This window comes from Christensenella minuta (genome assembly GCF_003628755.1).
Lineage (GTDB): Bacteria > Bacillota > Clostridia > Christensenellales > Christensenellaceae > Christensenella > Christensenella minuta.
This window is the reverse complement of sequence record NZ_CP029256.1, coordinates 1,655,670-1,678,663: the sequence shown is the minus strand read 5'-3', so window position 1 is coordinate 1,678,663 and position 22,994 is coordinate 1,655,670. Positions and strand designations below refer to the sequence as shown.

Sequence of the window (22,994 nt, the reverse complement as noted above, 5' to 3'; positions counted from 1 at the left end):
CCTTATATGATATATTTTTCAATTGCGAGCGCGACGCCGTCCTCGTTGCAGGAGGCGGTTACGTCATTTGCAGCTTCCTTGCAGGCGCTGCATGCGTTTTCCATAGCAATCCCGAGACCCGCCCATTCGAGCATGCTCTCGTCAATCTCGCTGTCCCCGACCGCCATCACCTGCTGCCTCTCAATGCCCAGTTTCTTCGCCAGATATTCGAGGGCGTTGCCCTTGGTTGCGGTGGGATCCATGATCTCGAGGAAGTCGCTCTGGGATTTCTTAATCACCAGTTCCGGAAACATCGCGGAAAGTTCGCTGCGGTATTCTTCCAGCTTTTCTTCCGTATCGATCAGCAATATTTTAGCCGCAAGTATCATTTCCTTATTCATGAGGTCCGGGTCTTCGATCCCGCTGTAACCGCACAGCTTTTCATAATAGTCTGAATAGTCGTTCCTCTGAAGGAAAAAGTAGCCCTCGTCTGTGTAAACCTGGAAATACGCCCCGTGCGTCACGGCCCAGCGCATCACCTGTTTTGTGGTAATGGGGGAGAGGTATGCGGAATAGATCACCTTCCCGTCCGGGTCGGCGACCTGTCCTCCGCCGCAGACGATGGTATAATCCCTGTTGCCGAGAGCTTCGTTGAATCCGCTTACGCCGGCATAAGCTCTGCCGGACGCGAGGACAATATGCGCGCCTTTCGCGCGCGCGGCGGCAAGCGCCTCCCGGTTCCTCTTGGAAATGTGTTTCTCACAGTCGAGCAACGTGTCGTCAAGATCAAGTGCGATCAGCTTGTAAGCCATAAAAAATCTGCCTTCCTTTTTCTGTAAAATCACACTTCCATTATACAATAACCGCATGGGATTGGAAAGCGCAAAATCCCCCGGCGGCAGGGTGGAAACATTAAAGAAATTTTTACACAAATTGGAAAGGGGGCGTGTTATACTAAAATAAGTGAAGAAAATCCGGCGCTTCACGGACGGAGGAAAGTCACAAAATGATTGATTTTACACATTTGCATGTCCATACGGAATACAGCCTGCTTGACGGCGCGGGGCGGATCGGCGACCTTGTAGCCTGTGCGAAGAAGCACGGGATGGATGCGCTCGCCATTACGGACCACGGCGTAATGTATGGCGCGCTTGATTTTTACGAGGCGGCGAAAAAAGAGGGCGTCAAGCCGATCATCGGGTGCGAGGTGTATGTGGCTCCGGGCAGCCGCTTTGAGAAGACCTCCCTTTCGCGGGAATATGCGCATCTTGTGCTGCTGTGCAAGGATATGGCGGGCTATAAAAACCTGATGAAGCTCGTTTCGGCAGGTTCGCTGGAAGGTTTTTACTACAAGCCGCGTATCGATTACGAACTGCTGGCGGCGCACAGCGAAGGACTCGTATGCCTGTCGGCCTGCCTTGCGGGCGACGTGCAGCGCCTGCTGATGCAGAACGATTACCAGGGCGCAAAGCGTATGGCACAGCGCCTGAAAGATATGTTTGGCGGGGATTTTTACCTTGAACTGCAAGACCACGGAATCGCGGAACAGCAGCGCATCAATCCGCTAATCTTAAAACTTGCGGACGAGCTTTCCGTTAAGGTGGTCGCGACCAACGACGTACATTATGTAAACCGGGAAGACGCTTACGCGCAAAAGGTGCTGATGTGCATCCAGACTGTCACCACCATCGACCAGCCCAGCAAAATGGCCTTTGAGACGGAGGAATTTTACCTGAAATCCCCCAGGGAAATGAGCAAGCTTTTCTCTTATGTGCCGGAGGCGGTCAGCAACACGCGGGAGGTCGCCGACAAGTGCAACCTTGAATTTGAGTTCGGCAATAACCACTTGCCCGAGTTTAAAGTACCGGAAGGGTATACGAACCGGGGATACCTGCGGCATATTGCGGAGACGGGACTTCGGGAACGCTATCAAGACCCTGCGGATGAAATCAGGGAACGTTTCGATTACGAGCTTTCCACCATTGATAATATGGGTTTTACGGATTACTTCCTCATTGTCTGGGATTTTGTAAATTTCGCCAAGAAAAACGGCATCATGGTCGGCCCGGGGCGCGGAAGCGCGGCGGGAAGCATTGTCGCGTACAGCCTTGGAATTACGAACATCGATCCCATCCAGTACAATTTGCTGTTTGAACGGTTCCTGAACCCGGAGCGCATCAGCATGCCGGATATCGACATCGACTTCTGCTATGAACGGCGGCAGGAAGTCATCGATTATGTGACGCGAAAATACGGCAGCGACCATGTGGCGCAGATCATCACGTTTGGCACAATGGGTGCCCGTCTTGTGATCCGCGACGTGGCGCGCGTGATGAACGTGAGCATCGCGGACGCGGATCGCATTGCCAAGATGGTGCCCTTCGAACTCAAGATGACGATCGATAAGGCGCTCGACCGCAACCCGAAGCTGAAAGCGGAATACGAAAACAATCCGGATGCGAAGCAGGTGATCGACGTAGCGCGCAGGCTCGAGGGTATGGCGCGGCATGCGTCCACGCATGCCGCGGGCGTAGTCATTGCGGACGCGCCCATTACGGATTACGTGCCTCTGCAAAAGAATCCCAAAGACGAGAGCGTCATGACGCAGTATACCATGAAAAAGCTTGAGAGTATGGGGCTTTTGAAAATGGATTTCCTTGGCCTGCGGACGCTGACGGTGATCCGCGACGCGGTCCGCATGATCGAAGAAAACCACGGCGTAAAGCTCGATATCGATCAGCTTAACCTCAACGATAAAAAAGTCTACGAACTGATGTCCTCCGGTGATACGCTGGGGATCTTCCAGTTTGAAAGCGGCGGCATGCGGCGGCTGCTGCAGGAGCTCCGGCCTGAGTGCCTCGACGACATCATGGCGGCGAACGCGCTCTTCCGTCCGGGCCCGATGGAAAGCATCCCGGATTATGTGCGCAGCAAGCACAATCCGAAAAGCGTGCATTACCTGCACCCAATGCTCGAGCCGATCCTCCGGGATACCTACGGCTGCATGGTTTATCAGGAACAGATCATGCGTATCGTGCGCGACGTGGCAGGCTATTCCATGGCCCGGAGCGACCTTGTGCGCCGCGCCATGAGCAAGAAACAGCAAAGCGTGCTGGAAAAGGAACGGAAAGTATTTATCCATGGCGAAGAGGAAAACGGGACTGTCACGGTAGACGGAGCCGTGCGCCGCGGGATGGATGAAAAAACAGCGAATGAACTGTTTGACCAGATGATGGCGTTTGCCAATTACGCGTTCAATAAATCTCATGCGTGCGCGTACGCTGTGGTCGCCTACCAAACGGCCTACCTCAAATGCTACTATCCCGTAGAATTCATGACCGCGCTTCTCAACAGCTTTATCGCAAACAAGCAGAAGCTTGGCGAATATATCCAGACCATCAAAAACGAGGGTATCAGGATATTGCCGCCGGACGTCAACCAGTCGGGCATGCACTTCACCACGGAAAATGGTTGCATTCGTTTTGGGCTGTCGGCTATTTCGTATGTCGGCGAAGCGGTGGGCGAAGTTATTACGCGGCGCGGGACGGGGTATCAGGATTTTACCGATTTTGTGGAAAAAAATACGGACGTGCTCAATAAAAAGCGCCTTGAAAGCATGATTCTCTCCGGCTGTTTCGATTGCTTCGGGGTCAGGCGCTCGCAGCTTATTGCCGTGTACGAACAGGTGCTTGCAGATGCGACGCAGCTCAAAAAGCGGCAGGCAACCGGGCAGATGTCGCTTTTCGACAGCATGGAAGGGGAGTTTGCCCCGCTTACGGTGCAGCTGCCGGATATCCCCGAGTACGGCGAAGCGGAAAAGCTTTCCTATGAAAAGGAAATGACCGGCCTTTATATCAGCGGACATCCCCTGGACGAGCTTGCGGGCGTGCTCTTAAATCGTCCTGTTTCCATTGCGGACATCATGCAGACTGCGGATGACGAGATGACGATGTATGAATATGATGGCCGGGAGGTGGAACTGCTTGGGATCGTGACCTCAGTGCGCGCGCGTCCGACCCGGCAAAAAAAGATGATGGCGAATTTTGTGCTCGAGGACCTGTACGCGCAGATGAACATGATCGCTTTTCCCAACGTGTATTCCGAAGCCGAGGCGTTTTTGAAGACGGATGCGATCGTAAACGTGAGCGGCAAGGTGACGGTGGGGCAAAACGGAATCGAGCTTTTGGCGGGCAGGATCACGCGTTACGTGCCGGACGATGCCTTTTTCGCGGGCAAGCAGCTGTATGTGAAGGTCGCCCAGGATAAAAATTGCGATATCGACGGGCTGATGCGCATCATGGGCCGTTATCCGGGCGGGAGCAGCGCGGTGGTCTATGTGGAAAAGACCGGACAGAAATATAAGCTGTGCGGGGCGCGCAGCGTGGCCTATAAGGCCGAGCTGGTAGAAGAACTCGAGCGGTATCTTGGCAAGGAGAATGTGGTCGTAAAATAGCGCAAAAAGGGACTAGGCGTCCTTCTGCCGCGTGCGGCGGAGGGGCGTTTTTTGTACGCCGGGGGTGAACAAAACCGCAAAAAGGATAAAAAGCGGTGATACATTTTACAATTTCGGTCGTTTTATATTGTTTTTTTCTGATTTTTTTGTTAGAATACGTATTGATTGCGGATGTTTTGAAAAACGGCATAAATCCCGGTTTTTTCAGGGGATGGAAAAGGAAACCGCGGTGGATAGAATAAGCGTGTGCTCGCGCACACGAAGACAAATGCATTTTAAAAGAAAGTTTAAATAAATGGTGACTGTGCTATGAAAAAAAGAATTGGAATACTGACAAGCGGCGGGGATACGCCGGGCATGAACGCGGGAATCCGTTCGGTAGTAATGGCTGCCGATGCGGCGGGCTTCTCGGTGATGGGGATCACAAAAGGGTACGCAGGCCTCATTGAGGGCCGTGTGGACCGCATCAAAACGGAGGATGTGGCCGGCATCGTTGAAAAGGGCGGTACGATCCTGAAAACGGCGCGCTGCGAGGAGTTCAAAACGCAGGAAGGCCAGCAGAAAGCGCTTCAGGTCATCAAGGCGTTCGATATTTCGGGCGTGGTTGTGATCGGCGGCGACGGGTCGTTCCAGGGGGCGAAAGTGCTTTCGCATCTCGGCGTTCCAACCATCGGCATCCCGGGCACGATCGACAATGACCTTGCCTATACGGACTTTACCATCGGTTTTGATACGGCGGTCAACGGCGTTGTGGGCGAGATGTCGCGTATCCGCGACACCATGAATTCGCATGAGCGCGTGGGCGTCATCGAGGTCATGGGCAATAAATGCGGGGATATCGCGCTTTACGCGGGCATCGCGGGCGGCGCGGAGCATATCATCATCCCGGAAGTTGAATTTGATATCGATTATATCTGTGATAAGATCATCGGCAACCGCATCAAGGGCAATATGACCAGCATTGTGCTCATCGCCGAAGGCGCGGGCAAGGGCGAAGCAGTTGCGAACTATATGCGCGCCAAAGCCAAGCTCGACGCGAAGGCGATCGTGCTCGGCTATATCCAGAGGGGCGGGACCCCGTCCGCGGCGGACCGGCTGCGTGCGACCAGTATGGGTATGCGCGCGGTGCAGCTGCTTGAGAAAGGGATCGGCAACCGCGTTGTGGGAATCCGGGATAACAAGATCATCGACGAAGATATCGACGAGGCGCTCAGCAAGGAATTGATTTTCCGCAAAGACCTCTATGATGAATTCAAAATCATGTCGGAGAACATGCAGTAAGCAAGCTTCAGAGAATAGATCGAAAAAGGCTTTGAAAAAGCCTTTTTTGACTATGTAAGTTTTTTTGTGAGGTGGAATGCCATCAATACGTTCGCAGTACCGGAAAGTGTAAAAATAGGCAGCGGGATATTGTACCCGCGCCTTAAGGAATTTTTGAAACCGACGGACCGCGTGATGCTCATTGTCGACCGCATTGTCGATGAGCTCTACGGGCAGGACGTTTATGCGTTTTTGGAGGGCTGCTGCAAAGAGGTAAAGCGGGAATTTGTTCACGCCGGGTCCCTGCGGGAGGCGTTCTTAAAGTCCTATTATATCGTGAACCGCGATTTCGACGCGGTCATCGCGATGGGCGGCGGCAAGGTGCTCGATGTGGGGAAATATGCTTCCTCGATGTCAAAAAGGCCCTTTATCAGCGTCCCGACGTCCATTTCCCATGACGGTGTCGCTTCGCCGATCGCTGTGCTGAAATGCGACCATAATTCGGTGCGCAGCCTCGACTGTAAAATACCGTCCTATATCATCATGGACCTCGACATCATCAAAACGGCGCCCGAAAAGCTGATCCTTGCAGGTCTTGGGGACCTTGTCTCCAACATTACGGCCCTGCGGGACTGGGAGCGGGCGGTCCAGGCGGGCAAAGCAAAAATGGACGATTTTGCCTATATCATTTCGGGCACGGCGGTGCGCGCGATCCTGCAGTATACGCATCCGGATATCCGGGATACGGCGTTCCTCACCCAGCTTGCGGAATCCGTCGTCCTTTCCGGGCTTGCCATGAACATCACGGGGAATACGCGGCCGTCAAGCGGCGCGGAGCACCTTTTAAGCCACGCGATCGACGCGGCTGGGAAAGGGACGCTGCACGGGCTGCAGACCGCGGTGGCGAGCATCCTTGTGGAATACCTTTACGGCGGGAATTATGAATTTATCCGCGATTACCTCAGGCAGGCCGGGCTCCCGACCACATTTGAGGAGCTTGGGCTTACCTATGAAGATTACGTGCAGGTTATGCGCACAGCGCGCACGACGCGTAAAAACAGGTATACCATCCTTGACGAGATTTCCTACGACGGCGCGTACCTGAAAAAAATTTACGATGCGGTTTACGGAGGAACGAATGGCAGGCAGTGAAAAGCGGGGGCGGGTAAACCCCAATGCGGCGGAGCTTCGCGATATCGAGTGCTTTGTCCTTGATATGGACGGAACCATCAATCTGGGGGAGAATCTGATCTCCGGAGCGAAGGAATACATCGAATATATGCAGCAGAGCGGCGTGCCGTTTTACTTTTTTACCAATAATTCCTCCAAAGCACCGGAGGATTATGTCAAAAAGCTGGAGCGGCTTGGATTTACGGGCATGACGCGTGAAAACATCATGACATCCGGCGACGTGATGATCCACTATCTTAAAACCCACGGCGGACGGCGGATTTACCTTGCGGGAACGCCTGAACTTGAGGCGCAATTCGTAAAAGCGGGTTTTACGCTGCTGCCTTCCGATACGGAAACGGCAGATTTTGCCGTACTTGGCTTTGACAAGACCTTTAATTTTGAAAAAGCGGATGCGATTTCGCGTCTCATCACCGGGGGCGTGCCCTTCCTTGCGACCAATATCGACAGGGTCTGCCCGCTCGAGGACGGAAAGTTTTGCCCGGACTGCGGGTCCATGGCGTGCATGATTACGCACGCGACGGGCGTTGAACCTAAATTTGTGGGGAAGCCGTTTAAGGAAACGGTGGATTATATCCTTGCAAAGACAGGGACCCCGCGGGAAAGAACGGCGATGGTGGGCGACCGCCTGTATACGGACGTAAAAACGGCGGTGAACGGCGGCATCGTGGGCATAGCGGTGCTTTCCGGCGAAATTACCTATCAGGACATTGAAGACGGCGACGTTGCCCCGGATTATATCCTGGACAGCGTGTATGATATCTATACGGCAATCAAATAGAGGAGGATACCAGGATGAAATATTTAATGGGAATCGACGTAGGGACGAGCGGTGTGAAATGCCTGATTATAGACGAGGAAGGGAAGGTCATTCGTTCGGTAACGAAAGCTTACCCGCTTTATACGCCTAAGCCAGCGTGGTCGGAGCAGGAGCCGGCGGACTGGTGGAAAGGCACGAAGGAAGCGTTCAAGGAGCTGCTTGACGGTGTGGAGAAAGAAAACATTGTGGCAATCGGCCTTTCGGGACAGATGCACGGCCTTGTGGCGCTTGACAAAGATAATAAAGTAGTCCGCAACGCGATCCTGTGGAACGACCAGCGCACGGGAAAGGAATGCGAAGAGATCATTGAAACGGCGGGCGGTATAGACGGGCTGGTTGCTTATACGAACAATACGATGCTTACCGGGTTTACGGGCGGCAAGATTCTGTGGGTCAAAAAGCACGAGCCGGAGAACTTTGCGCGCATCGCAAAATTTGTGATGCCCAAGGATTATATCCGCTATTGTCTGACAGGCGAAATCGCGACGGACGCCTCCGAAGCTTCGGGCACGGGACTCTTCGACGTAAAGGAACGCAAATGGGCAGACGGCCTGATCGAGAAGCTTGGGTTTGACCGTTCCATTTTTCCCAAGGTATATGAATCCGACGAAGTAACGGGCCATGTGACGGCGCAGGCGGCGGCGGAAACGGGGATCCCGGAGGGGCTTCCGGTTTATGGCGGCGGCGGAGATGCGGTCATCCAGAATACGGGTATGGGCATCATCAAGGAGGGAACGCTCGGCGTTGTAATGGGTACCTCCGGCGTGGTGGCGACGGCGATGAACAGCTTTGGAAAGAACGAGGGGGGGAAACTCCAGTTCTTCTGCAATAACGCGGCGGGGAAATACATGGCGTTTGGCTGTCAGCTTTCGTGCGCCGGATCGATGGAATGGTATAAAAATACGTTCTACGCGGAAAGTGCAGAGCCGTTCAAGGAAATCAACGAAGGCGCGGAGGCGTCGAGCATTGGCTCCAACGGGGTGGTTTTCCTGCCCTACCTTTCGGGCGAGCGGTGTCCTTATCCGGATCCGAACGCGCGCGGCGTGTTTTATGGGCTGTCCCTGCTCTCGAACAAGGGGGATATGGCCCGTGCGGTCATGGAAGGCGTAACCTTTGGCCTATACCAGATGTATGAGCTGATCCTTAACACCAATCCGGACCTTAAGATCAGGGAAGTGATCCTTTCGGGCGGCGGAGCAAATTCCAAGCTGTGGAAACAGATCGTTGCCGATATTTTCAACCTTCCGGTTAAGATCCTTGCGGGGGCGGCGGAAGGCGGCGCATATGGCGGCGCGCTCGTGGCTGGCGTGGGCGAGGGGATTTACAAGAACCTGGACGATGCGGAAAAGGTACACTCGGTGAAGGAAATCGTGGAGCCTGCCGCAGGCAGCCATGAGAAATATCAAAAGATAAAGAGAATCTATGACAAGCTGTATTATGACCTTAAGGATACGTTTGAGATGTCTGCGGAGTAAATAAGCGTTTGGAAACAAAAAGGCCTTTCCCAAAAGGAAAGGCCTTTTTGTTGTTTACCCACTTACGTCCAGCAGCGGGGGTTCCTGTGTCCGCAGACTTTTAGGAAGCAGCGCATACATCCCTGTTACAATCGCTGCCGATGCCAGAACATCATAAATTTTAATGACAAAGGTACCGAAGAAACAGGAGAGGGCCTGCGGCCAGCCCCATGAGGATGCTATGCCGGAATAGAACATCTCCCATGTGGATTCGGAAGTGCCGCCTGTGCGCCACAGGGTAAGCAATGTGGAAATGACTGCCGAGACGACAGTGGCAAGGACAATTGTCGAGATAATCCGCTTGGCGAGGCTTTTGCCCTTCCTGCGCATATTGAGGCCGACGATCAGGGCGACTGCGGCACTGACCGCATAATAAAAAAGGGAGCTTGCGGTATAATCGAATACGGCAATGCGGAAGTTATTGGCGAGACCCACAAGCAGCCCGGCCGCAGGCTCGAGCATCAGGGCCGCGAGCGCGGTTCCGGTCATATCGAGCCACATGGGAAGCTGAAGGTGGGCGGCGGTTTGATGGAGGATAATATTCAAGGCAACGCCAATTGCCATTACGGTCAGGTAGCGTGTTTTATTGTTCATTGACGGATTCCTCCTTCTCGGCGCCGAGCACTCGTTCTACGATAGACGTATTGTCATCCTGCGGCGGTTTTCCTTCACGGGCACGTTTTTCCTTGGCCTTATTGATCTCTTCAACAAAGCTTGCGGTGATGATGCCCGCCGGAAGTGAAATTACTGCCACGCCGAAGAGGGAGGAAATCATACTGATGAGCTTGCCGACATCGGAAAGAGGATAAACGTCACCATAACCTACTGTCGTGAGTGCGGTAGTTGCCCAATAGAGAGCGTCGAAAAAGGAATCGAAGGTCTCGGGTTCATAAGAGAACATCGCGAGGGCAGAAACGAAGATATATGCCAGTGCAATGATAAGCACGGAGCCAAGCGTCCGTTTTTCCTTTTTAAAGGCATTAATGATATAGGTAAAGCTGTCGGAATAATGAAATGCCTTGAAAATTCGCAGCATACGCAGGATGCGCCATCCCTGCCCAATAAGGCCGAGCGACGGCAGCAGGGATATGAGGTCGATGATCGCGAATGGGGTAAAAGGATAAAGAATAAACGCCTGCGGAGACTTTCGGCCGCTGATATAATCGTACGATATCCAACGAAAAATATAATCGAAAAACAGGATATAGACCGTGATGATGTCGAGGCGGTCGAGAAAGGCATTCGATTCCTTGAACATCAGCGGGACAATACTCGCGATTGCCACAAGCATGATAAAGATGTCGTAAGCTTTTCCCAGCCGGTCTCCCGGCTCCGCCTTCCTGACGATCCGGTAAAGCTGTTCTCTTAGCATAGGTACCCGCCTCCTAAACGAGCATATAGGCGCAGAAGGGGAGGAGGAAATTCCCCGCCAGTGTCAGTCCCAGGATGATATAAAAGAGGATCCGGCCGTACTGTTGCGAAAATTCCCTGTCTTCATATTTTTTGCGGATTCGATTGATGTTGATAATCACAATCGCACACATAAGAATCATCATTACGCCCCAAAGGTTGACAAATTCCAACAGCCCCATCTGCAGCGCGTCAGGCAGCAGGTTGGCGCCCACCATGATATTGGCGACCGTGCCGAAAAGCGCGGCAGGGATCATGGCCAGCGGATCGACATGGTGGTAGGTGCAGATAAACAGTGTAATCAATACCCAGGTAAGCGTGCCGACAAGGGCGATGAAGCATTTCACGTAAAGCCCTGTGTCCGTCCGGTTGATTTCCATTGCAGTAACGTGTTCGGATGTAATCAGGACGCCATCTTTGGGCACTTCGGGATCGCCGTGGGCATTTTCATAACGTATCGCGTAGGATCCGGTTGCAGTACGGATCACGTCAAACCCGGAAATGCCTAGGTTTTGGTTGAGGCCGCTGTCCTTGATATCGGGAACGAATACAACGTCGTTAATCATATAGTCCGATTCGATGTAAATACGAAGCTGGTGGCTTTCCAGCGGAAAACGGATCGTCCAGTAATTTTTGGTGATTGTTACGTCGCAGCGGACCAGCTGATAGTTGAGATCTCCGTCATGCAGTTCCTTTACAGGCTCCATTTTATTCATGAAACCCTTGTAGACGCGGAAATTGTTCATCATATCGAGTTCCGGGTCGCCCTCCCAGCGAAACCATACAAGGAAGACAACGCGGAAGTTGCAGGCTTTCAGATTGATTTCCTTCAGATTTTCGATATAGGTACCGACTGTAACCCTGGTTGCGTCCGCTCCCAATTCGTCAACGTCGTGCGCCAGATCTTCCGGCACCTCCAACGCGTCATACCAGTAACCGTCCTCGGCGGCCTTATCCTGATACAGCGAGGTGCAGGTGAAACTCAGGAAAATTCCCGCGATTACCAGAATCGCAATTACGCTGAACAGAAGCTTATTTTTCTGCCAATCCTTCATTTCTTTCAGCTTCATATACTCCCCCCAAAAAACAAATGCGCATTAAAACGTTTCCAGTGTATATCCAAAGATCCTTGATATTAAACAAAAAATACATTACAAAACAAGTATATATTGGTTACAAAATATTATTTTAGTCACATTGCCCGGGATTGTCAATCACTCGGAGACCAAAAAATTGTCAAAAAGCGGCGGGAGGACTCTAGGTTGACGCGCGGCCGCGCCGGGTGTTACGATGGAAAAAACGTAAAAGAGGGTGGCAGGATGGAATTTGTTTTGAGGAAGTGGGAAGAGGGCGATGTTGCGTATGTCCAGAAATACGCAAACAATGAAAAGATCGCGGCGGCCCTGAGGAATGCGTTTCCCTATCCCTATACGATGGACGATGCAAAGGCGTATATCCATTCATGTGCGGAGAACAGCGAACGGCAGGTGACGCGTGCAATCATCGTGGAGGGGCGCGCAGTAGGCAGCATCGGCGTTTTCTTCGGGAGTGATGTGTATAAAAAAAGCGCGGAGATCGGCTATTGGCTGGGCGAGCCGTTTTGGGGCCGCGGGATTATGAGCGGGGCGGTCATGCGGGTGTGCCGCTATGTGTTCGCCAAATACGATATCGAGCGGATTTTTGCGGAACCATTTGCCTGCAATACGGGCTCGCGGCGCGTGCTCGAAAAGGCGGGGTTCACCCTCGAAGGCATCCTGCGCAACAGCGTTTATAAAAACGGAACCTTACAGGATTCCTGCATGTATGCGCTGCTCAGGCAATAGCGGAATCCGCACGGCCATGGTATAATAAAAGGGTATGAAAAGCAAAACGGAAAAGCTTTGCCATCCCCTTATGCCTGTATGGAACGAAGCTTCTAAAATATTAATCCTCGGAACGTTCCCTTCGGTGAAATCACGGGAAACTGCGTTCTATTATGGAAATCCGCGCAACCGTTTCTGGGAGGTCCTGGCTGCGCTGCTGCGCGAACCCTGCCCGCAGGAAGTTTCGCAGAAAAAGGAATTCCTGCTGAAGCACGGGATCGCCGTATTCGACGTGCTGAAATCGTGCGAGATAAAGGGAAGTTCGGATGCGTCGATCAGGAAGCCGGAGCCCAATGATTTTTCGGAAATTTTTCGCGCGGCAAAGATTCGTGCGGTGTTTACAAACGGAAAAAAAGCGTATGAATATTATACGCGCTATTGCCTTGCGGATACGGGAAGGGAGAGCGTCTGTCTTCCGTCCACCAGTCCGGCCAACGCGGCAGTGTCGCTTGAAAAGCTTATTGCCGCATGGACGGTCGTGCTGCAAGCGCTTCAGGAAAAATAGCGCGTTGCCGACAAGCGGGCCCGTTTTTGCGGAGGAAGCCGACTGACCGGCCGAAGGAACCGCGGGGCCGGGGCATACAGGGCGAAGTTTGAAAAAATTGGCCGGCAGGAGGAGTATTATGACCCTTTCAGTTTCCATTTCATTGTTTTTTGCGGTGGCTGTCCTCTATATTTTAATTATCGATGTCTTTACCATCCTGTTCCGGATGTCGGGCATGACGGAGGAAAAAGCGAAATTTCAAGTGATCTCTCTGCTTACAAACAGCGGTTATACCACAAAGGAGAGCGAACTTGTAGTGGATAAGCTCGTGCGCCGCCGGCTGGCCCGCACGATCATGTTGTTTGGATATATCTTTTCCGTGACGATCATTACGGCCTTTGTCAACGTCGTATTGAATTTGCCTAAAGCCATTCAGGAGGATTTTTGGACGCTTACGGTGATCCTGGCAATCATTTTCGTCATCTTTATGATTGCTAAACGCGTGCCCGGAGTCAGGCAGAAATTCAATGATATCATTGAAAAAATGGGCCGGAAGCTAATGTTTCGCGGCAATGTGAATATTGTGAGCGTAGTCGACCAGTACGCAAAAGGCGTCGTGGCGGGAATCAGCATCGCGGTAGTGCCGGACCGCATCCGGGGAAAGACGCTTGGGCAACTCAATTTCGTTGCGGATTTTGGAGTGCGCATTATCCTGATCCAGCGGGCAAACAAGGTGCTTGACTATATCACCAGGGATACGGAGATCGAAAAGGGTGATAAACTCGTGGTATTTGGAAAACTGGAGCAAATCATGGACCTGTTTACCGTCACGAAGGACGGGCGGCAAATTGAAGGCCCGAAAGAGATGGAGGCTAAATAGGGAAAGGAGTATTGTCATGGCAGGATGGATTATCGTTGCGGCAGCCTATTTTGTACTGCTCGGTTTTTATGTGCGGGAGGACCTTGCCGGCAGCTTTCAACGGGCTACCGGGCTTAAAATGACGCTCAGCAGTATTTTCTGCCTCATAGGAGCGTGGGGCGTGTTTTCGTGGGGAGCGGAAGTCACCGCGGGGGTGGCGCTCATTCTGTGCGGACTTATCTGTGCGCTGGCAGGAGACTATTTTCTTCGTTTCATACAGCTCGATGCAAAAAAATTTAACTGCGGCATCCTGTTTTTCGCAGGAGCGCAGGCGTTTTTCCTTGCTTCCATGTTCTCCGTGCAGGGGGTTGATTTTGTTGAATTTATTCTCACTGCGGTCCTGCTCATAGCCGCGTTGATCCTGATGAAAAAGCAGGATTGGCAGCTTGGGAGGGCGCAGGGGCCGCTTACGGTCTATATGGTCCTGCTATCCCTGATGATGGCGAAAGCGGTCGTTACGGCGATTGTACCTACGGCAGCGTCGCCGGGGGGCTGGATGCTGCCTGTCGGCCCGTGGCTTGCCTCCTATGTGCTGATGGCCGCCGGCGCCATACTATTCTGGATATCCGATCTTTTGCTTGGAATCTGGAATTATCACAGTAGGAAAAATGCAATCACAGCCTGGAATTCCATCACTTACTTTATCGGAACGTTTCTGATCGCGCTCAGCCTGCAGCCTGCGTTTGCATAAAATACCATAAAAAGCGGGATGCCTTTGCATCCCGCTTTTTTGCGCTCCTTATTTAACAATTATTCCCGCACCCCCGAGGATTACCGTGTTGCCCCAGGTGATAGGAGCGGAAGCGCTGTCCGCGCCATCCAGTCCGTCGAGCGAAGCAAGAACCTCGCCGGAGCCGCCGTCAAGCAAAGCTGCGTTCCCACCGCCCGCCGCAAGCAGGAAGCCGGTTCCGTCGGACGAATATCCTGCCGTGGGAGCGAGAGGGGACGGCCGGCCTGTGCCGTGCTGCCATTTGATCTCGCCGGTATCTGTCGTGAGCGCAAGGACGACCGCATTTTCGCCCTCTCCCTGCGCGACTGTGCAAAAGACCATATTGCCAAGCGAGCCGTTACCCAGTACCGGGGTCGAGAGGACGCCGCCCTCCGTGCCGCAGGGGAAATCGCGCTGCCAGATGATTTCACCGGAGAGACCCTTGACCTTGCAGATAGCGGTGCTGCCGTCTGCCGCCCGGCTGCCGATATAGAGGTAGATCCCGTCAGCCGCTTCCTCGATCAGCGGGGAAGAGACAATTCCGCCTTTCGTTTTCTGCACATAAACGGGAGTCATCGTGTTCAAATCGATACACTGTATGTAACCGCCGTCATCCGTGATAAATGCGTAACTGCGCCACGCCGCAAGTCCTGTGATGCCAAAGCTCGCGGAAGAAGCGCCGTCTGCTCCTCCCGTCGCTGTGTAACGGTATTTCACAGGCGTATCGGGGCTGACAGAGACGGTGCCTGCCGCCCGGTCGAAATCGGAATTCAGGTTCATTGTATAGAGGAGGCCGTTTTCCCCCGCCCAGACCAGGACGTCCGCGTCAGCGGCGATCAATGGTGCGCAGGAAAAGCCCTCCTGTGAATCGAGCAGCGAAAAAGAATCTTTTTCGCCGCCGTATTTATAAAGAAGCTCCCCGCTAATCAGGCTGTAAATGTTCATACAGGCGTTTTCTGCATTCCCGCCAATGTACAGGAGCGGATAACCGCGCGGATCGAGGGACATCGCGCTCCCGGGCGTAAAGCCAAGTACAATGGGGTCGCGTGTCGCGCTCCCATCGGCAAGGTCCACGAAGGAAAGCGTTCCGCCGCTTCCCGGTATGAGCACCTCCACCAGTCCTTCTTTTGCGGATTTTTCCGGGTACAGGTTCATCATCTGCCTCATATCGTCGTCCCAACTGACGGCAAGCGGCTGGGCAGCTGAAGCGGAAAGGCCTCCTTCCAGCGGCCATGCTTTTTCCAGCGTGCTGCTGCCAGCGGAAAAACCGCCGTAACTCCGGGTGTTCCGGTAATTGTTCCCATTTGCGGTCACAACTCCGGAAAGCGGCGTATAATCGCTTGCAATGGGGAAGGCGATTGTTTTGGCCCGCGCAAAGCCGGTTGCTGCCGTGCCGTCCTGCTCGATTTCGGAAGCAAGACCGAATGCGGCGGGCTGCGTCGCGTCCACGGCTGCGGGAAGCGCCTCCGCCTCCGCCGTTTGGACCGGCGCTTCGTATCCTGCCGGAATCTCGGCAGGGACGGACGCGGACGCGTCTTTTTCCGCAAAAAAGCCGGTCTTGGTCAGGAACATAACGCCTAAAACAATGCCGAAAATAATTGCGGCAAAAATCAGAACCAGGAGGATCAATCGCCCGACCCGCAGGCGGCCCCTGTGCCGCCGTGGCCGGTAACCCCTGGAGTGAGTGTGGTAACGCTTAAAATGATGAGACATGCGTGTTATAACTCCTTTGCTGCACTATGGTGCTATTATACCTCAAATACCCAAGCGGATAAAGTATTGTGTCGGAAACTCTGCCGGCAAAGGCGCGCATCAAAAAAAGGAACAGCCGTATTATGCATAAACTTTAAAAAATATACATTTGGATTCCTGTAAATCCCGGGAAAAATTCCGGTCAGCTTTTTGAGAAATCCACCGGCGTTTTCCGCAGGCGGAAAACCCGCATATTTCCGGGAGAAAATGAGGTTATCCACAGAAGAGTGTGGATAACTTTCCATACAAAAAACGGCTATGTGAAGGCGTTTTTTGGGAATGGAGGCGAAGCGCGAAAGGCAAGTTATCCACAAATGTGAAAAACGCGCGGCTATGCGGAAAACAGCATGTCAAGAGGGAAAAGCAAAAAAAATGAAAAAAACAATATTTTTTTGTGGAACAGTAATTTTTATGCACAGAAATGAATAAAAAAACTGCGGCAAAAAGCCGCAGTTTTCAAATTAGGAACAAAAAACTATTTACTTAAATATTTATCTATGCTATTGGCGGCGGTCTTGCCGGCACCCATTGCAAGGATTACCGTCGCCGCGCCAGTCACGGCGTCGCCGCCCGCATAAACGCCGGGAATAGAAGTCTCGCCCGTCTCCTCGTTGGTGATGATGCCGCCCCAAGGCTGTGTCTTCAGGGCAGGTGTGGAATTTTTAATCATCGGATTGGGGGATTGCCCGATCGCAACGATCACCGCATCCACCGGAAGAACATATTCGCTGCCCTCTATGACAACGGGGCGCCGCCGTCCGGAAGCGTCAGGCTCTCCAAGCTCCATGCGCACATCCTTCATACCGACAACATTGCCATGCTCGTCCCCGAGGATTTCGACGGGTGCTTCGAGCAACCGGAAGTCGATGCCTTCTTCCTTCGCGTGATGCACCTCTTCAAGGCGCGCAGGCATTTCCGCTTCACTGCGGCGGTATACGATGTACACATGTCCTGCGCCAAGCCGTTTCGCGCAGCGCGCCGCATCCATCGCCACGTTTCCGCCGCCGATGACAGCCACGCCCTGGTAAGGCTTGATCGGCGTATCGTAGGATGGATACTGGTAAGCGTGCATCAGGTTGATGCGCGTTAAGAACTCATTTGCGGAATAAACGTCATTCAGATTTTCGCCGGGGATGTTCATAAAAGACGGCAGCCCCGCGCCGCTGCCAATAAAGATCGCCTCATAACCCATTTCCTTAAGCTCGTCGATGGTAAGGATTTTGCCGATGACCATATCCAGCTTGATTTCCACCCCCATTTCCTTGAGAACGTTGATCTCGAGGTCAACAATCTCCTTGGGAAGACGGAATTGAGGAATTCCATATTTCAGAACGCCGCCTGCGGTGTGGAAGGCTTCAAATACCGTAACGTCGTATCCCTTTTTGGCGAGGTCAGAGGCACAGGTAAGCCCCGCCGGACCGCTGCCGATAACCGCAACCTTTTTCCCTTTTTTGGGGGCGGCGTCCTTTGCGCCGAGCGCGCCTTGGCTCATTGCGAAATCCGCTGCGAAACGTTCAAGGCGGCCGATCCCCACGGGTTCGCCCTTTTTGCCGCGCACGCAATATTTTTCGCACTGGCTTTCCTGCGGGCATACCCTGCCGCATACGGCGGGCAGGCCGTTCGTCTCCACGATCTTCTGATATGCGGCCATAAAATTGCCTTCTTTGATTTCGTGGATGAATTCGGGGATATTGACCTGTACGGGACAGCCGGATACGCACGGCTTATTCTTGCATTCAAGGCACCTGTTGCTTTCCTCCTGTGCCATCTCGGGCGTATATCCAAGCGCGACTTCCTCAAAATTGGTCGCGCGCACCTTCGGATCAAGTTCAGGCATTTTTACCTTTTCAAGCGACATATTTCTTTCCATGATTATTTGTCCTCCGCCTTATCTGCCATTTGGATCAGCCTGCAGTCTTCCTCGCGCTCTTTCATGCCGTCATACATGGAAAGGCGGCGCATCGCCGCGTCAAAATCCACCTGGTGTCCGTCAAAGTCCGGGCCATCAATGCAGGCAAATTTAGTCTCGCCGCCCACGGTAAGCCGGCAGCCGCCGCACATCCCCGTGCCGTCGATCATGACCGGGTTCATACTGACGATCGTTTTGATGCCGTATTCGCGGGTCAGTTGGGAGACAAATTTCATCATTGGGATCGGGCCGATCGCGACCACGATATCGTATTTTACGCCGTCCTCGATCTGTTTTTTGAGGGCGTCCGTCACAAAGCCGTGCATCCCGAACGAACCGTCGTCCGTCGTGATGATAAGGTTGTCCGAAGCCGCTGTCATTTCCTTTTCGAGGATGATGATATCCTTGGTCTTAAAGCCGGCGATCATATCCACGGAAACGCCCATCTGCTTCAAATGCTTTGCCTGCGGAAGCGCGATCGCGCAGCCGAGCCCACCGCCGATGACCGCGGCTTTTTTGATGGACGGGTCGAAGTGGGAAGCGACCCCGAGCGGCCCGACCACGTCGAGGATTTCCCCGCCTTCCGGTAAGGCGCCCAATTGCTTGGTGGACCTGCCGACCTGTGCGAAGATGATGGTTACGGTTCCGGCTTCACGGTCAAAATCCGCGATGGTGAGCGGGAAACGTTCGCCCTTATCGTGCGTGCGCAGGACAAGGAACTGACCGCTTTGTGCCTTTTTGGCGATCAGCGGAGCATCGATGACCATCTTGGTGATGCCGTTTGCCAGTGTTTCTTTCTTTAAAATTTTAAACATAATGATCTCCCCATTACATAATAGTCTGAATTTTCGTACTTAAATATTATAAACGAAAGGGCTGGGGAGTTACAAGTGTCAAATAAACGGTTGACATCGGGAGACGGGCATAATAATATTGTAAATGTAAATGAACGCACGTTCAGTTTGCAAATGACGCGGGAGAAACGAGATGGAGCAAACAATAGACAAGCGCGCGGAGATGATGGGTACGGCAAAGGTACCCGGCGCAATCGTGAAACTTGCAGTTCCGGCCATTGTCAGCATGGTTGTGATGGCGATCTACAACATGGCGGACACCTATTTTGTCAGCATGTCGCCGGAGGGCTACTTCGGTACGGCGGCGGTATCAGTCTATATGCCGATCATGCTTCTTACGCAGGCGCTCTCGATTCTGTTTGCGGCGGGCGGCGCGGCCTATCTTTCGCGGCTTCTCGGCGCGCAGGAAAAGGCAAAAGCGGGGCGCACGGCGACTACCACCATCATCCTTTCCTTTTTGTCGGGGATCCTTGTCGCCGTAGCCGGGGGAATCTTTGCCGAACCGATCCTGCTTGCGCTCGGCGCGTCGGGAGATACTATCGATCTTGCACTCGATTACGCGCTGGTTCTGCTCATTGCCTCGCCGGTGCAGCTGACCAATATGGCCTTTAACAACCTGCTGCGTGCGGAAGGCAGCGCGGTGCAGTCCATGGTGGGGATGGTAATCGGCGCGGTGCTCAATATGATTCTCGATCCAGTCTTTATTTTCACCTTCAACATGGGCGTTATGGGGGCTGCCGTCGCGACGGCGATTTCGCAGGCCGTTTCATTCGCGATCCTGTCGTCCAACTACTGGCGGAAAAAGACGGTTGCAAAATTCCGGTTGAAGGGCTTCAGGTTCGAGCGGGAGATCGTTTCGTATATCGTGCGCGTCGGGTCGTCCACGTTTTTGACGCAGCTTCTTGCGGCGATCGGATTCGCCGTTATCAACGTATGCGCAAAGCCGTACGGAGATGCGGCAATAGCGGCTTTCGGCATTGTGAACCGTATCCAGTTTTTGGGGTTTGCCCTGATGTTTGGCTTTTCGCAGGGCTACCAGCCTGTGGCGGGATATAATTTCGGGGCGCACAAATTTGAACGCCTTAAAACTGCGATGAAATTCGGCATTGCGGTTGCGCTCTGCATCGGGGCGCTGGTAACGCTCGCGTGTTATACCCTCGCACCGCAGCTGATGGGGCTGTTCACCACGGATGCATATGTAATGGAAATCGGTGTACCCGCGCTCAGGTGGTTCACCGCAGGCTTTACGATCACGGCGTTTACGCTTATCATGCTGATGACGCACCAGGCGTTCGGCAAGGCGGGCGGCGCGCTGATCCTGTCTATTTCACGGCAGGGCGTATGCCTTATCCCCACAGTGCTCGTGCTGGCCAATGTACTGGGACTTTTCGGCATTATGCTGTCCCCGCTTGTGGCGGATATAATCTCCGGCATGATCGCCGCGATCCTGGCTGTAAGGATATTTCGCTTTATCAGGACAACAAAAGAGGAATATGTGTTGGGAATCCTGGATCCCGGCGCGGAACAATAAGGAAGGAATCGGTTATGCCCAAGAAAATAGAGGATGTTACGCAAAAAATTATCAATGCGGCGCTTGAAATTTACCATGAGGAAGGCTATGATAGCCTTTCCATGCGCCGGATCGCCGAGGTCAGTGGGCTTTCAGTAGGAACGGTATATACGCATTTCGACGATAAGGAGGCGCTGCTCGCCCAGGTGCTTGCCGGGGAAATCGAACAGATCATGAACGATTTTATGCGCAATGTGTTCGGCAAAGAACCAAAGGAAGCGCTCTATGGGGCGATTTACTGCTTTATCGCGCGCATGGTGGAAACGCCGCAGGATGTAATCAACCAGGTTGTAAATTTCGAGTCGGACAAGGAATATATCGAGCGTACGCTGTTTGGCATCCGCCGGCAGGTGCAGGAGCTTCTGATCGAACTCATTACCCGCGTGTTTTCCGAATGTGGGACGGAGCTTACGGAGGAGGAAGGCACTGTGCTCTCCGAGCTGCTGTTCGGGATGCTGAATGCCGTTTCCCTCTATGGAGCGGGCGATATCGACAGGCGGTCGGCCCTTGTATACGATATGTTTATCGCCTATGCGGAAAAGCAAAGCAAGGTGAAGAAAACGGTGCGCAAAAGGCGGGCAAAGAAAGAAAAAAATTGACCGGGAAAAGCACAAAAAATAAAAAACAGCGAAGCCGCGCTTCGCTGTTTTTTGATATTTCTTAGTTCGCGGCCTGCGTCGCGGGAGTGTATACCCGCGATGCCGCTTCGCTGTCCATATAAAGGATGCCTGCTTCGCTGTTGCCGCTGATCTTCAGCTTTTCGATCAGGCCGTTTGCGTTTTCTTCTTCCTCGACCTGTTCGTTTACGAACCATTGCAGAAACTGCTGCGTTTTGAAGTCGCGCTCATCGAGTGCGCCCGCCATTAGGTCATTAATCATGCCCGTTACCTTTTGCTCGTGCGCCAGCGTTTTCTCGAAAACATCCATGGGAGATTTGAAGTCCGTATCGGGAGCTTCAATTGCGCGGAATTCCGCGTTTCCGCCTACGCGCAGAATATAATTCATCAGCATCGTCGCATGGTCGCGTTCCTCCTGCGCCTGCACGGTATACCAGTTCGCAAACCCGCTTAAGTTCCTGGACGTAAACCATGCGGCCATAGAGAGATAAAAATAGGCGGAAAAAAATTCGTTTTTCACCTGTTCATTGAGCATGTCTTCCATTTTTTTGCTAATCATAATAAACTTACCCCCTAAAAATAATGTAAATTTGATTCGATATTATTATAATACCACACGGGAAAAAACGAAAACTATTTTTTTGTGCGCTCCAGAAATTCTATGAAAAGCCGGAAGGCGTCCCGCGCTGCCGCCCGCCGCATATTGAACTGGTATTCATGAGGCAGGAGCGTCACGGAACGCGGGTAAAAGGTGTCTTCGACAGGAGTACCGCAGGCGCGGAGCGCGTCGGCATAAGCCATTCCCTGTTCGGTAAAGGTGCCGATATTGCCGTCTGTCAGGAAAACGGGCGGAAATCCGCAGGGCGGGATGTGCCGCAGGACGGAGGCCTCCTCAAGCTCCGGTCCGTGCCGCCACTCTGCGTCTCCGATCACGCCCCAAAAGATACGTTTCACGACATAGGAGACCGGGGTGTGCGAATCAAAATTCCCGGCATATGCCGCCACGTCGTAAAGACCGCAGAAAAGGCCGACGCCGCGGATGCTCTCCCGGGGCACGATCTGCGGGATTTGGGCATCCCGCGCATATTGCATATCGATTTGCGCCGTTACGAACTGCGCGGACATCTGCGCGCCGGCGGAATCGCCCGCAAAATAGACGCGGGAAAGGTCCAGCCCCAGGGTGTCCGCCCGGGCGGCGGCAAAAGAACAGGCATCTGCCACGGCACGCACCCCGGCCGGATAATTTGCTTCGGGCGCAAGGGGGTAGTTGACGTTCAAGACATGGTACCCCTGCGCGGCGACCTGAACGCAGTAGCCTTCCACATCCGCTTTGTCGCCCCCGATATATGCGCCCCCATGAAGCCAAAACACCACGGGCAGCGGCCCCGTCGCAGGCGCAACGGGGGAAATTACGTCGAGCACGCATTTCTGACAGGAGGAAGCATAACGGAGACTGCGCGTGATTTTGACACGCGCGCGAAGAGTGGAATAGTCCTTTGGCCGTATATAAGTACCAAAGCGGAATACGTTCCTTAAAAACCAGCACGCGGGCCGGGGAGAAAAAGGCCAAAGAAGCAACACAAAAGAAAGCCCTGTCGATAACGCTTTTGCAATCCACTTGAATACTGTCTTCACGATGCCTGGTGTACACTCCCGTCCTGTGCGTTTTCGTTTACGTCACGTAGCATTCA

The 22,994-nt window shown here is 53.2% G+C and carries 20 protein-coding genes; 11 read left to right on the top strand and 9 right to left on the bottom strand.

Annotation, left to right across the window (positions count from 1 at the left end):
• Positions 1-2: 2 nt before the first annotated feature.
• Positions 3-791 carry a Cof-type HAD-IIB family hydrolase gene (locus B1H56_RS07945; RefSeq protein WP_066521767.1) on the bottom strand — a complete coding sequence of 263 codons (789 nt, stop codon included), beginning with the start codon at positions 789-791 and terminating at the stop codon, positions 3-5.
• 194 nt (positions 792-985) lie between these two features.
• On the opposite strand from B1H56_RS07945, the gene B1H56_RS07940 reads away from it, so the two are divergent.
• The 5 genes from B1H56_RS07940 to xylB all read left to right on the top strand — a co-directional run bounded on the left by B1H56_RS07940 (position 986) and on the right by xylB (position 9,178).
• Complete coding sequence (locus tag B1H56_RS07940) at positions 986-4,432, top strand: DNA polymerase III subunit alpha (protein ID WP_066521769.1); 3,447 nt, start codon at positions 986-988, stop codon at positions 4,430-4,432.
• Positions 4,433-4,741: 309 nt separating this feature from the next.
• Complete coding sequence (pfkA, locus tag B1H56_RS07935; protein ID WP_066521771.1) at positions 4,742-5,713, top strand: 6-phosphofructokinase; 972 nt, start codon at positions 4,742-4,744, stop codon at positions 5,711-5,713.
• A 66-nt stretch (positions 5,714-5,779) separates the two neighbouring features.
• Positions 5,780-6,844, top strand: coding sequence for an iron-containing alcohol dehydrogenase family protein (locus B1H56_RS07930; protein ID WP_147554708.1), 1,065 nt, complete (start codon positions 5,780-5,782; stop codon positions 6,842-6,844).
• On the top strand, positions 6,831-7,664 hold the full coding sequence (locus B1H56_RS07925; protein ID WP_066521774.1) for an HAD-IIA family hydrolase: 834 nt from the start codon (positions 6,831-6,833) through the stop codon (positions 7,662-7,664). Before B1H56_RS07930 ends, B1H56_RS07925 begins: the two co-directional genes overlap by 14 nt.
• A gap of 14 nt (positions 7,665-7,678) precedes the next feature.
• Positions 7,679-9,178 carry a xylulokinase gene (xylB, locus tag B1H56_RS07920; protein WP_066521775.1) on the top strand — a complete coding sequence of 500 codons (1,500 nt, stop codon included), beginning with the start codon at positions 7,679-7,681 and terminating at the stop codon, positions 9,176-9,178.
• A gap of 54 nt (positions 9,179-9,232) precedes the next feature.
• Here xylB and B1H56_RS07915 read toward each other — a convergent pair whose 3' ends face one another.
• Genes B1H56_RS07915 through B1H56_RS07905 form a run of 3 tightly spaced genes read right to left on the bottom strand, consistent with a single transcriptional unit; the run spans position 9,233 to position 11,697 of the window.
• Positions 9,233-9,811, bottom strand: coding sequence for an ECF transporter S component (locus B1H56_RS07915; RefSeq protein WP_066521777.1), 579 nt, complete (start codon positions 9,809-9,811; stop codon positions 9,233-9,235).
• On the bottom strand, positions 9,801-10,589 hold the full coding sequence (locus B1H56_RS07910; RefSeq protein ID WP_066521778.1) for an ion transporter: 789 nt from the start codon (positions 10,587-10,589) through the stop codon (positions 9,801-9,803). The genes B1H56_RS07915 and B1H56_RS07910 overlap by 11 nt, the downstream gene beginning before the upstream one ends.
• Positions 10,590-10,602: 13 nt before the next feature.
• Positions 10,603-11,697: a ligand-gated ion channel gene (locus B1H56_RS07905; RefSeq protein ID WP_066521781.1), complete on the bottom strand. Its 1,095-nt coding sequence runs from the start codon at positions 11,695-11,697 to the stop codon at positions 10,603-10,605.
• Between the two features lie 249 nt (positions 11,698-11,946).
• Here B1H56_RS07905 and B1H56_RS07900 point away from each other — a divergent pair, with 249 nt between their 5' ends.
• From B1H56_RS07900 to B1H56_RS07885, 4 genes are all read left to right on the top strand, one after another.
• The gene (locus B1H56_RS07900; RefSeq protein WP_066521939.1) at positions 11,947-12,450 is read left to right on the top strand and encodes a GNAT family N-acetyltransferase; all 504 of its coding nucleotides are present in this window, start codon (positions 11,947-11,949) and stop codon (positions 12,448-12,450) included.
• A gap of 34 nt (positions 12,451-12,484) precedes the next feature.
• Complete coding sequence (locus B1H56_RS07895) at positions 12,485-12,994, top strand: DNA-deoxyinosine glycosylase (protein ID WP_066521784.1); 510 nt, start codon at positions 12,485-12,487, stop codon at positions 12,992-12,994.
• 118 nt (positions 12,995-13,112) lie between these two features.
• Positions 13,113-13,853, top strand: a complete 741-nt coding sequence (locus tag B1H56_RS07890; RefSeq protein WP_066521786.1) for a cation:proton antiporter regulatory subunit — start codon at positions 13,113-13,115, stop codon at positions 13,851-13,853.
• 16 nt (positions 13,854-13,869) lie between these two features.
• Positions 13,870-14,583 (top strand): lysoplasmalogenase family protein, encoded by a 714-nt coding sequence (locus tag B1H56_RS07885; RefSeq protein ID WP_066521792.1) that lies wholly within the window; start codon positions 13,870-13,872, stop codon positions 14,581-14,583.
• A 48-nt stretch (positions 14,584-14,631) separates the two neighbouring features.
• On the opposite strand, the gene B1H56_RS07880 is transcribed toward B1H56_RS07885, so the two are convergent.
• The 3 genes from B1H56_RS07880 to B1H56_RS07865 all read right to left on the bottom strand — a co-directional run bounded on the left by B1H56_RS07880 (position 14,632) and on the right by B1H56_RS07865 (position 19,077).
• A complete protein-coding gene (locus B1H56_RS07880) occupies positions 14,632-16,314 on the bottom strand; it encodes an outer membrane protein assembly factor BamB family protein (protein ID WP_082771185.1) in 1,683 nt (560 codons plus the stop codon).
• Between the two features lie 514 nt (positions 16,315-16,828).
• Positions 16,829-18,223 (bottom strand): NADPH-dependent glutamate synthase, encoded by a 1,395-nt coding sequence (gene gltA / locus B1H56_RS07870; protein ID WP_066521802.1) that lies wholly within the window; start codon positions 18,221-18,223, stop codon positions 16,829-16,831.
• Between the two features lie 2 nt (positions 18,224-18,225).
• Positions 18,226-19,077 carry a sulfide/dihydroorotate dehydrogenase-like FAD/NAD-binding protein gene (locus tag B1H56_RS07865; RefSeq protein WP_066521804.1) on the bottom strand — a complete coding sequence of 284 codons (852 nt, stop codon included), beginning with the start codon at positions 19,075-19,077 and terminating at the stop codon, positions 18,226-18,228.
• Positions 19,078-19,249: 172 nt separating this feature from the next.
• On the opposite strand from B1H56_RS07865, the gene B1H56_RS07860 reads away from it, so the two are divergent.
• Both B1H56_RS07860 and B1H56_RS07855 read left to right on the top strand, forming a co-directional pair.
• Positions 19,250-20,647, top strand: coding sequence for an MATE family efflux transporter (locus B1H56_RS07860; RefSeq protein WP_066521806.1), 1,398 nt, complete (start codon positions 19,250-19,252; stop codon positions 20,645-20,647).
• Between the two features lie 14 nt (positions 20,648-20,661).
• Positions 20,662-21,285 (top strand): TetR/AcrR family transcriptional regulator, encoded by a 624-nt coding sequence (locus tag B1H56_RS07855; RefSeq protein ID WP_066521809.1) that lies wholly within the window; start codon positions 20,662-20,664, stop codon positions 21,283-21,285.
• 61 nt (positions 21,286-21,346) lie between these two features.
• Here the strand turns inward: B1H56_RS07855 and B1H56_RS07850 are convergent, their stop codons facing one another.
• Both B1H56_RS07850 and B1H56_RS07845 read right to left on the bottom strand, forming a co-directional pair.
• Positions 21,347-21,862, bottom strand: a complete 516-nt coding sequence (locus tag B1H56_RS07850) for a ferritin (RefSeq protein ID WP_066521813.1) — start codon at positions 21,860-21,862, stop codon at positions 21,347-21,349.
• Between the two features lie 74 nt (positions 21,863-21,936).
• Positions 21,937-22,725 carry an alpha/beta hydrolase gene (locus B1H56_RS07845; RefSeq protein ID WP_162938976.1) on the bottom strand — a complete coding sequence of 263 codons (789 nt, stop codon included), beginning with the start codon at positions 22,723-22,725 and terminating at the stop codon, positions 21,937-21,939.
• Positions 22,726-22,994: the final 269 nt, after the last annotated feature.